Origin of the sequence: Micromonospora sp. HK10 (genome assembly GCF_000982955.1) — a bacterium.
Classification (GTDB): domain Bacteria; phylum Actinomycetota; class Actinomycetes; order Mycobacteriales; family Micromonosporaceae; genus Micromonospora.
Window position 1 is genome coordinate 1 of record NZ_KQ058773.1, and the last position, 9,329, is coordinate 9,329.

11 protein-coding genes and 1 pseudogene are annotated in these 9,329 nt (G+C 76.2%); 5 read left to right on the forward strand and 7 right to left on the reverse strand.

What is annotated here, in order from left to right; genetic code table 11:
• A pseudogene (locus LQ51_RS11135) lies at window positions 1-382 on the reverse strand (diguanylate cyclase); the annotation flags it as partial.
• 82 nt (window positions 383-464) lie between these two features.
• Here LQ51_RS11135 and LQ51_RS11140 point away from each other — a divergent pair.
• The 3 genes from LQ51_RS11140 to LQ51_RS11150 all read left to right on the forward strand — a co-directional run bounded on the left by LQ51_RS11140 (window position 465) and on the right by LQ51_RS11150 (window position 2,267).
• Window positions 465-1,121 (forward strand): 5-formyltetrahydrofolate cyclo-ligase, encoded by a 657-nt coding sequence (locus LQ51_RS11140; RefSeq protein ID WP_046564856.1) that lies wholly within the window; start codon window positions 465-467, stop codon window positions 1,119-1,121.
• Window positions 1,122-1,162: 41 nt separating this feature from the next.
• Entirely contained in the window at window positions 1,163-1,540 is a 378-nt protein-coding gene (locus LQ51_RS11145; protein WP_231605701.1) for an FmdB family zinc ribbon protein, read from the forward strand.
• Between the two features lie 205 nt (window positions 1,541-1,745).
• Entirely contained in the window at window positions 1,746-2,267 is a 522-nt protein-coding gene (locus tag LQ51_RS11150; RefSeq protein WP_046564858.1) for a hypothetical protein, read from the forward strand.
• A 6-nt stretch (window positions 2,268-2,273) separates the two neighbouring features.
• On the opposite strand, the gene LQ51_RS32700 is transcribed toward LQ51_RS11150, so the two are convergent.
• Window positions 2,274-2,441, reverse strand: coding sequence for a hypothetical protein (locus LQ51_RS32700; RefSeq protein WP_156313036.1), 168 nt, complete (start codon window positions 2,439-2,441; stop codon window positions 2,274-2,276).
• Window positions 2,442-3,299: 858 nt separating this feature from the next.
• Window positions 3,300-3,782, reverse strand: coding sequence for a DUF2231 domain-containing protein (locus LQ51_RS11160; RefSeq protein ID WP_046564869.1), 483 nt, complete (start codon window positions 3,780-3,782; stop codon window positions 3,300-3,302).
• A gap of 192 nt (window positions 3,783-3,974) precedes the next feature.
• On the opposite strand from LQ51_RS11160, the gene LQ51_RS11165 reads away from it, so the two are divergent.
• Together LQ51_RS11165 and LQ51_RS11170 are read left to right on the forward strand one after the other, a co-directional pair.
• On the forward strand, window positions 3,975-4,403 hold the full coding sequence (locus LQ51_RS11165; RefSeq protein ID WP_046564859.1) for a Fur family transcriptional regulator: 429 nt from the start codon (window positions 3,975-3,977) through the stop codon (window positions 4,401-4,403).
• Window positions 4,404-4,434: 31 nt separating this feature from the next.
• Window positions 4,435-5,289 (forward strand): oxygenase MpaB family protein, encoded by an 855-nt coding sequence (locus LQ51_RS11170; RefSeq protein ID WP_046564860.1) that lies wholly within the window; start codon window positions 4,435-4,437, stop codon window positions 5,287-5,289.
• Between the two features lie 36 nt (window positions 5,290-5,325).
• Here the strand turns inward: LQ51_RS11170 and LQ51_RS11175 are convergent, their stop codons facing one another.
• The 4 genes from LQ51_RS11175 to LQ51_RS11190 form a co-directional block, all read right to left on the reverse strand.
• Window positions 5,326-6,171, reverse strand: coding sequence for a RecB family exonuclease (locus LQ51_RS11175; RefSeq protein WP_231605702.1), 846 nt, complete (start codon window positions 6,169-6,171; stop codon window positions 5,326-5,328).
• Between the two features lie 211 nt (window positions 6,172-6,382).
• Complete coding sequence (locus LQ51_RS11180) at window positions 6,383-6,997, reverse strand: MarC family protein (protein ID WP_046564862.1); 615 nt, start codon at window positions 6,995-6,997, stop codon at window positions 6,383-6,385.
• 31 nt (window positions 6,998-7,028) lie between these two features.
• The gene (locus LQ51_RS11185) at window positions 7,029-7,889 is read right to left on the reverse strand and encodes a PHP domain-containing protein (RefSeq protein WP_046564865.1); all 861 of its coding nucleotides are present in this window, start codon (window positions 7,887-7,889) and stop codon (window positions 7,029-7,031) included.
• Window positions 7,890-7,928: 39 nt separating this feature from the next.
• Window positions 7,929-9,185: a hypothetical protein gene (locus LQ51_RS11190; protein ID WP_046564866.1), complete on the reverse strand. Its 1,257-nt coding sequence runs from the start codon at window positions 9,183-9,185 to the stop codon at window positions 7,929-7,931.
• Between the last annotated feature and the right edge of the window lie 144 nt (window positions 9,186-9,329).

A 9,329-nucleotide genomic window follows, 5' to 3' on the forward strand; every position in this document is an offset into this window, starting at 1 on the left:
CCCGGACCGCCACGCCACCCCCGGCGGCCCCGGCGCAGTCCTGCCAGGGGGCGCCCGGGCCGCCGGGGGTGGCGTGGCTGGTCCGGCCGGCGGTGTCGGTGATCAGCACGGCGCCGGCCAGCCCCCGGGCGACCACCTGGTCGGCCGCGCGGGACCGGGCGGCCGGGTCGGTGACCAGGGCGACCGCGTCGGCCGCCGCGCGCAGCTGCTGGCAGAGGGCATCGACGGAGGTACGTACCGCGGCGGCGGCCAGCCCCAACCGCTCGGTGGCCCGGCTGCGGTCCAGCGTGGTCATCGTGGAGCCGACGAAGAACGCGCCGAGCAGGACGGGGCCGAGCACCACCGCGAGGAAGGCTGCCGTCAACCGCCCGCGTAGCGTCAAGCTTCCCCCCGGAAGTTCCGCGCCCCTCCTGCGATGCTGGCACAGAGTGACCGGGAGGCAAGCGTTGCGTCAGGAGTGTTGCGTGCCGGAATTTTCTGATGGAGCGGATGTGACGCATGAGGCGAAACGGGATTTGCGCATCGACGTGCTCGCCCGCCGCCGGTCACTGACCGCACCGGCCCGCGCGGAGGCGGTGGCGCGCGTCCAGGCCACCCTGGTTTCCCTGGTACGCCGGCTCGCCCCGACCCGGATCACCGCGTACGTGCCGGTCTCCTCGGAGCCGGGCGGGGCGGACCTGCCGGCGGTGCTGCGGGCCGCCCTGCCGCCGGCGGCCGAGCTGCTGCTCCCGGTGCTCTGCGACGACCTGGACCTGGACTGGGCCGCCTACACCGACGTGGCGTCGTTGCGGGCGGCCGGCCGGGGCCTGCGCGAGCCGGCCGGGCCCCGGCTGGGGCGGGCCGCGATCGGCAGCGCCGACCTCGTCGTGCTGCCGGCCCTCGCCGTGGACGGCCGGGGCCGCCGGCTGGGCCGGGGCGGCGGCTCGTACGACCGGGCACTGGCCCGGGTGCCGGCGGCCACCCCGACCGTGGCGCTGCTGCACGACGGCGAGCTGGTCGAGGCGGTACCCGCCGAGCCGCACGACCGACCGGTCGGCGCCGCCGTCACGCCGGTCGACGGGCTGGTGACATTCCCGGATGTGGGGCGGGGCTCTTCCGCTGGACGAACCCGGGTCCGATGACGCACCATTGGCACTCGGATAAGTCGAGTGCCAAACCGGCCGTGCCAGATCCGGAGGAGAACGTGCCCACGTACCAGTACGCCTGCACCGCGTGCGGCCACCAGCTCGAGGCGGTGCAGTCGTTCTCTGACGAGCCGCTGACCGAGTGCCCGGCGTGTGAGGGGCGGCTGCGCAAGCTCTTCAACTCCGTCGGCATCGTGTTCAAGGGCTCCGGCTTCTACCGCACGGACTCCCGTTCGTCCGGTTCCGACACGGCCGCGAGCAGCACTCCCAAGCCGGCCGCCGCCGAGTCGTCGTCCGGCAATGGCTCGTCCGGTTCGTCGGGCTCGTCGTCGACCGCCGGGTCGTCCGGCTCGACCTCGACCAGTGGCTCCTCCGCCAAGACCCCGGCGTCCAGCGGCTCCAGCAGCTCGTCCTGACCCGGAGCCCTCAGCGCTGACAGCAGTGGCCGTCCCCGGCGGGACGGCCACTTCTGTCTGTGCGGCGCGGTAGCACGGCCGCACCCCGCGGCGGGCGTTGTCCACAGGCGCCGAGTTGTCCACAGGCGGTGGACGGTCGCGGGCGGCCCGGCCCGGGGCGCGCCTAGCCTGCCGGCGTCGGACTCTGGCGGCGGAAGGGGCGCGGGTGGCGGGCGAGGGATCACTGCGGCCGGTGCGCTGGCGCGGCCTGCCCCGCGGCGGCACCCTGCTGCGGGTGGCGCTGGTCGCCGCGCTGCTCGGCCTGGCCGCCACCGTGCTCACCACCCCGGCCGGTTGCCCGACGCCCGACGCCACCCCGGGCGGCCCGCCCTCGACCCGTCGACCTTCGGCGCCCACCGCAGGGTCGGCCGCCCCCGGTCCCGGCCGGTCGGGTGCGGCGCTGCCGCTGCCCAGCGGCGCGGTCGGCGTACCGGTCCGGCTCGCCGAGCCGGCCGCGCTCGCGGTGCTGCGCCCGGGGGCCCGGGTGGACCTGCTGGTCGTGCCGGCCGGCGGGGCGCCGGGGGCGGCCATCCTGATCGCGCCCCGGGCTCTGGTGCTCGACGTGGTCGGGGCCGCCGGGGCGGCCGACGGCTCCTCCGCCCTCTATCTGGCCCTCCGGCCGGAGCAGGCGCAGCGGGCCGTCGGGGTGCCCGAGGGCAGCCGCTTCGCCGTCGTGGTCCGCGGCTGACGCCGGTCAGTCCCAGTGCGGCGGGCGCTCGGCCAGCAGCCAGTCGTCGTTGCCGCCGGGGCGCTCCCCCCAGCCACGGTCGGTGTCGTCGGTGGTCTGCTCGGGCAGCACCACGAAGTCGTCGCTGAGGTCGACCACGCGGTCGTCGTCGTCACGCATGCCGGGATCGCTCACGAGCGGCAAGGATACCGGCGCGGAGCGACCAGCCCGACGAGCCGGCGCGGCGCGGGCCTCGGGTGTGCGTAGGCCGGCCAGTGGCTGGATGTCGCGGATCGACACCGAGGCCTTGTCGCACGACGGCGACCGGCGGCCCCGCCACGACCGACTTGCCCGTCGCGTCCGGCGGGTCGGGTGGCGCGGGCGTTGGTAGCGTCGGTCGGCGTGACGACGCCGAGCGGTGGCAGCCCCGCGGACGAGATCTGGCGACGCCCGGCCCCGGACGAGCCGGCCGGTCCCGCCGGTGCCGCGAACCCGGTCGCTGGCCGGCCCGACAACGTGCCCGGCCCGGCCGTGGCGGGTGCCGGGGCCACCGACGGGGAGCCGCACCAGCCCTGGGCCGGCGGGTCCGGACCGGTGGATCAGGCCTGGGCGCGCGGCGCACAACCGCAGCCGCCCGGATCAGCTGCGCCAACCGGCGACAGCGGATGGGCCCGGCTCACGGCGAGCCCCGGCCCGGCCGGCGCCTGGCCTGCCGGGGGGCAGCCGGGCGGAGGCTGGGCCGGGGGCGGACCGGGCGGCGGTTACGCGGGGCCGCCGGCCAACGTCCCGCCGCCGCCGGGCTGGCGGCCGCCGCTGTACGTACAGCCCGCACCGCCCCGGCGGCTACCGCCGCAGGACATGGCCGCCATGGACCACGCCGAACAGCAGGCGCAACGGGTCACCTACGGCCTCGGCGGGCTCGCCGCCGTCGTGCTGGTGGTCCTGGTCTGCCTGCTCTGCTCGCGGGTGCTGTTCTGACGGCCACCCGGCCACCCGGCCAGCCGCCGGTCAGGTCAGGCGGAACAGCCGCCGGTCAGCTGGGACAGCCGCCGGTCAGACGATGTTGCTCCACACCATCTGGGCCCCGCTGTCACCGGTCAGGTAGACGTACACCAGGGCGAATACGGAGAGCACCAGCACCGCCGCGGTGACCAGCCAGGTCAGCCAGGAGGGCAGCCGGGTCATCCGGGGGTGCCGGCTGGTCAGGGCCAGCAGCACCAGGGCCGCCACGGCGAGGCCCACGGTGAACCAGAGCAGCGTGTCGCCGTACTCGGAATGTTCGTGGATCTTTTGCAGGCCCTCCGGCGGGTAGCCCCGACCGCGCAGCACCTCCTCCAGTTCCTCGCCCGACTCGGTGGCCACCCAGGCCACGATCGGGGTCACCACGGACAGCGCCAGCACGGCCCAGCCCAGGCGTGGGCGCCACCGCGGTATCAGGCCGTAGCCGGAGGCCAGCAGCGCCAGCAGCGGGACGAGCACCACGACGGCGTGGATCACCAGGACGTGACCCGGCAGACCGTTGATCTCCTTGAACACCGACACCCTCCGGCAGTTGATGCGGCTTCCTGGGCAGAGAGCGTACGTCGATGTGGTCGACGAGCGCCCCGACGCCCCTTGACACGCACCGCCGGCCCGACCGGTTCACGACCGGCGGGCCGATCTGTGGTCGGGGCCACCCCCGGCCGTGCACCGCTTGTCGGTCGATACGCCACGTGCTGTCATTGCTGCATGTCCAGCGGTGAGGAACTGCTCCGGTCGAAGGGCCTGCGGGTCACCCGACCGCGCCTCGCCGTGCTGGACGTGCTCGCCGGCGGCGGTCACCTCGAGGTCGACGAGATCACCCGCCGGGTGCGGGAACGCCTCGACTCGGTCTCCACCCAGGCGGTGTACGACGTGCTCGGCGCGCTCTCCCGAGCCGGGCTGTCCCGGCGTATCGAGCCGGCCGGCTCGCCCGCCCGCTACGAGGCCCGGGTCGGCGACAACCACCACCACGTGGTGTGCCGGGGCTGCGGTGTGATCGCCGACGTGGACTGTGCCACCGGGAGTGCCCCCTGCCTCGACCCGGACACCTCGCAGGGGTTCGAGGTGGACGAGGCGGAAGTGACCTTCTGGGGCCTCTGCCCCACCTGCCAGGCCCGCCGCTCCGCCGACGCCTGAGTCCGCCCGGCGGGCGTGGCACGCTTGGGCGGTGAACTCCTCCGATGACCTCGGCCTGTTCGGTCCGGGATCGGTCACGTGGAAGGTGCACGAGGAACCGATCCTGTTCGTGGCCGGCCTGCGCTCGCTCTACCTTCAGGCACTGCACCCGCGGGCGATGGCCGGTGTCGCCCAGAACAGCAACTACCGCACCGACGCGTGGGGACGGCTGATCCGGACCGCCACCTACGTGGGGACGACGATCTACGGCACCACCGCCGAGGCGGCGGCGGCCGGCCGCCGGCTGCGGACGCTGCACGCCCGGATGCGGGCCCGTGACCCGATCACCGGTGACGAGTTCCGGATCGACGACCCCGACCTGCTGCGCTGGGTGCACGTCGCCGAGGTGGAATCGTTCGTCAGCACCGCCCGGCGGGCCGGGTTGGCGCTGACCGACGCCGAGGTGGACGGCTACTACACGGAGCAGCGGCGGGCCGCGGCCCTGGTGGGGCTGGACCCGGCCGACGTGCCGGGCACCGCCGCGGAGGTGGCCGACTACTACCGGGACATCCAGGCCGAGCTGCGGATGACGAAGGAGGCGGCGGAGACCGCGCTGTTCCTCACCGCCCCGCCGATCCCCTGGAAGCTGAGCCTGCCGGTACGGCTCGGCCTGCACCTCGGGCCGCCGCGCTGGGCGTACCTGGGCATCGCCGCCACCGCTCTCGGCCTGCTGCCGCCCTGGGCCCGCCGGCTGTACGGCGGCCTCGGCCTGCCCACCACGGAACTCTCGGCCGACCTGAGCGTGCGGGCGCTGCGGCTCGCCTTGGCGGCGCTGCCGCGCCGCTACCGGGAGGGGCCGGTGCAGCAGGCCGCGAAGGAACGCGCCGCCCGTCTCACCGCTGCCTGAACCAGCCGGCACCTCGCCGGGGCCCGGCGGGGCCGGTCAGCTCCCGTCGACGCGCGGCTCGGCGGGACGCTCGACGGCCGCCCACGGGTCCTTGCCCGGCGTCTGGGCCCCGGCGGGGCAGGTACGCCGGTAGTCGCACCAGCCGCAGCGCGGGCCGGGCTCGGCCGGGAAGGCCGCGTCGGGGTCGCCGCCGTCGGCCACCGCCCGCTCGGCGGCCATGATGTCCCGGGCGGTCTCCTCGGCCCGGGTGAGCTGCCGTTGCAGCGACTCGGGGGTGTGCTCGTGCGCGGCGACCGTGCCGGTGGGCAGGTGGTGCAGCTCCACCCGGCGGCACGGCCGGCGGAACACCCGCTCGGCCGCGTACGCGTAGAGGGCCAGCGCCTGCGAGCCCCGCGCGTCGTCGGCGTCCAGCCCGGTGCGGCCGGTCTTGTAGTCGACGATCACCAGCTCGGGCCGCCCGTCCGGGCCGGGCCGGGCGTCGATCCGGTCGGTGCGCCCGTTGAAGGCGAGCACCGCGGTCTTGACCGCGACCACCCGCTCCACCCCGACCGGCTCGTCGGCCGGGTCGAGGCCCGCCACGTACGTCTCCAGCCAGGACAGCGCCCGGCGGTAGGCCTCCCGCTCCTGCTCGTCGTCGCGGTAGCCCTCGCGCACCCAGGTGCCCTTGAGCAGCGTGGCCAGCACGTCGGGGCGGCGGCGGTCCGGGGCGAGCGCGTACCAGTTCTTCAGGGCGGTGTGCACGCTCGCGCCGAGCGAGTTGTGTGCCCACGGCGGCCCCTTGGGTGGGGCGGGTCGGTCCACGTACGAGTAGCGGTAGCGCCGGGGACAGTCCGCGTACGCGCCGAGCTTGCTGGGTGTGCAGACGAAGAGCCGCTCCGGCATCCCTTCGAAGCCGAGCTGCTCGGCCTGCTCGGCGCGGGGGCGGGGCGGCCGGCCGCCGGTGGGTCGTCCGGTCGGGGAGGGTCGTCGCACGCCTGAGATCCTGCCACCCCGGTACGACAGCCCGCGCCCGGCAGGCCGTCGCGCGGCTCACCATCGCCCCGGCGGCCACCGCCCGGCTCGTCCGGGCACCCGGCACGCCGGTGGGCGGCGCTCAGCGCATGGAGACGTACTGGGTCACGAAGGCCGCCACCGCGTCGGCGATGAGCTGGACCGCGATGGCCGCCAGCAGCAGACCGGCGATCCGGGTCAGCACCTCGATGCCGCCCGGACGGAGGACCTTGACGATGCCGCCGGAGAAGCGCAGCACCACCCAGACCGCGAGCATCACGGCGACGATGGCGGCGGCGATCGCCAGGTAGTCGGCGAGGCCGCCGGCGCGCTGCACGAAGAGCATGGTGGCCACGATGGCGCCCGGCCCGGCGAGCAGCGGGGTGCCCAGCGGCACCAGGGCGATGTTGGAGGTGGTCTGCTGGTTCGGGTCGTCGGACTTGCCGGTGAGCAGCTCCAGCGCGACGAGGATCAGCAGCAGCCCGCCGGCGGCCTGCAACGCGGGCAGGTCGACGTGCAGGTAGGCCAGGAGGGTCTGGCCGGCCACCGCGAAGACCACGATGACCCCGAGTGCCAGCGCGACGGCCTGCCAGGCGGCCCGGTTCCGGTCGCGCGCGGCCAGCGGCCCGGTGAGCGCGAGGAAGATGGGCATCATGCCGGGCGGGTCGACGATCACCAGCAGGGTCACGAAGACCTCGCCGAAGAGCTTGAGATCCACTCGGACACGGTAGCCGCGGGGATCGGCGGGTTCAGCCTGAAGCGACCGGGGTCACCCCGGCGGCCACGATCGCCTCGTAGCCGGCCGGGTCGGTGGTGAACGCGCCGAGCTGGACGGTCTTGTGCGTGCCGTGGAAGTCCGACGAGCCGGTGACCAGCAGGCCCAGCTCGGCGGCGAGCCGCCGGACGTGGGCCCGCTCGACCGGCGAGTGGTCCTCGTGGTCGGCCTCCAGCCCGGCCAGCCCGGCCGCCGCGAGGTCGACGATCAACTCGTCCGGCACGATCCGGCCGCGCCGGCTGGCCTTCGGGTGCGCGAAGACCGGCACCCCGCCGGCGGCCCGGACCAGCGCCACCGCCCGGAACACGTCGACGTCCTCCTTGGGCAGCCGGTAGCGCTCGCCCAGCCATCGCGGCCCGAACGCCTCGGTCGTGCTGGCCACCAGACCGGCCCGGATCAGCGCCTGCGCGATGTGGGGCCGGCCCACCACGCCACCGCCCGCACCGGCCAGGATCTCCGGCCAGCTCACCTCGACGCCGTCGGCCCGCAGCAGCTCGACGATGCGCTCGGCGCGCACCTCCCGGGCCGCGCGGATCCGGGCCAGCTCGGCGGCCAGCGCCGGCTCGTCCGGGTCGAAGAGGTAGGCGAGCAGGTGCAGCGGGATCGCCGGTTCGGCGCCGTACCAGCGGCAGGAGATCTCCGCGCCGCGCACCAGGGCGAGGCCGGGCGGCAGGGCCCGCACCGCGGCGTCCCATCCGGCGGTGGTGTCGTGGTCGGTGATCGCCACGACGTCCAGCCCGGCGTCGGCGGCGGCCCGGACCAGTTCGGCCGGGCTGAGCGTGCCGTCGCTGGCAGTGGAGTGGGCGTGCAGGTCGATCCGGGTCGGGGCGCTCATCCCGCCGACGCTACCGGCCGGTCCGGGCGGCCGCCGGGGTCACGCCCCGGCATCCGCCACCACGACCGGGCGGTCGGCGGGGGCGACCCCGTCAATGGTCGAGGCGGTGGGCCGCTCGCCGTCCAGCACCCGGTCCGGGCGTACCCGGACCAGCCCGCCGGTGGCGTCGACGTGCATGGCCACCCCGGTCTGGGTCCAGGCCACCCCGGCCACCACCGGCGGCCCGGCCGGGTGGGCGGTCACGGTGGTGCCGAGGGTACGCAGGTCGATCAGGAGCGCCGCCTTGCCGGCCCCGTTGAGCAGCAACCAACGCTGGTCCCAGGAGATCGCCCCCAGCCCGTCGACGGCCAGCTCCGGACCGCAGCCGGTGCGGACCGGGCTGAGGTCACGGGCCGGGTCGAGCAGGGCCACGCAGGGCCGCCCCGGCTTGCCCGCGGCGACCAGGCCGACCACCCGCCCGTCCGGCAGCTCCCCGTAGACGGCCAGCACGTTGGGGGCGGTCGGGCCGGGCCGGGCACCCGCGCTCCTTGACCAGGTCGCGAACCCGCCCCGGCCGGGTTGCCGGATCAGCACGGCATCGCCGGCGAAGCCGACCGGCTCCGCGCCCGCCGGCGCCGGGGTCTGGTTGGCGGCGATGAGCTGGCCGCCGACCAGGCCGGCGGCGTGCAGGTCGGGCCCGTCGCGCCAGGCCACCTGGCGGCCGTTCGCGGCGACCGCGACGGCGTCGGCACCGGCCAGCAGCACCTGCGGCGGGGAGCCGTTCGGCGGCAGCCACCAGAGGGTACGGCCGGCCGGGGTGGCCGAGGTCATCAGCCAGCCGCCGGCGTCGGGGAGGCGCTGGGCCCGCTCGACCGGGCCGACGTTGGTCAGCTCCTGCTGCTCGCCGCCGCTGGTCTCGAGCCGCGACCCGAGGATCAGGTCCAGCTCGGCGCGGACCGGGCCGGGGGCCGGGGCGGTGGCCGTGGGCAGCGGTGCGGGCGAGAACCCCCGCGGGTCGCCGAGCACCACGGTGGGGGTGCCGTGGTTGCCGCCGGGCTCGCCGAGCTGGGCCATCCCGGCGGTGACCAGGACGGTGGCGACGCCGGCCAGGGCCAGGCCGCTCAGTGCGCGGCGCCGGCCGCTGCGCCGGGCCCGCCGGAGCGCCACGGCGGCCGGGTCGGCGGCGAGCGGTTGCGGTGCGGCGACGCGACCCGCCAGGGTCTCGCGCAACGCCCGCTCCAGCTCGTCCTCGGTCACGCGGAATGGACGCTGCGAGGTGCCGGTTTGGTTGTCGCCCGGGTTCGACGTGCGGTTCATCAGGTCTCCACCGGCACGACGCCGACCGCCCGGGCGGCGGGTCGCGGCGCCGCCGGTCGCCCGGGGTGCGACAGCGCGGGCTGCGGCACGTTCGGGGTACGGGACGCGGCTGCCGCGCCGGGCACGGCCGGGGCAACCGGCGCG

Coding starts and splice junctions, on each gene's coding strand:
- LQ51_RS11190 (WP_046564866.1), bottom strand. CDS start 9,185: ATGAACCGCACGTCGAACCCGGGCGACAACCAAACCGGCACCTCGCAG.
- LQ51_RS11175 (WP_231605702.1), bottom strand. CDS start 6,171: ATGCCGGAGCGGCTCTTCGTCTGCACACCCAGCAAGCTCGGCGCGTAC.
- LQ51_RS11185 (WP_046564865.1), bottom strand. CDS start 7,889: ATGAGCGCCCCGACCCGGATCGACCTGCACGCCCACTCCACTGCCAGC.
- LQ51_RS11165 (WP_046564859.1), top strand. CDS start 3,975: ATGTCCAGCGGTGAGGAACTGCTCCGGTCGAAGGGCCTGCGGGTCACC.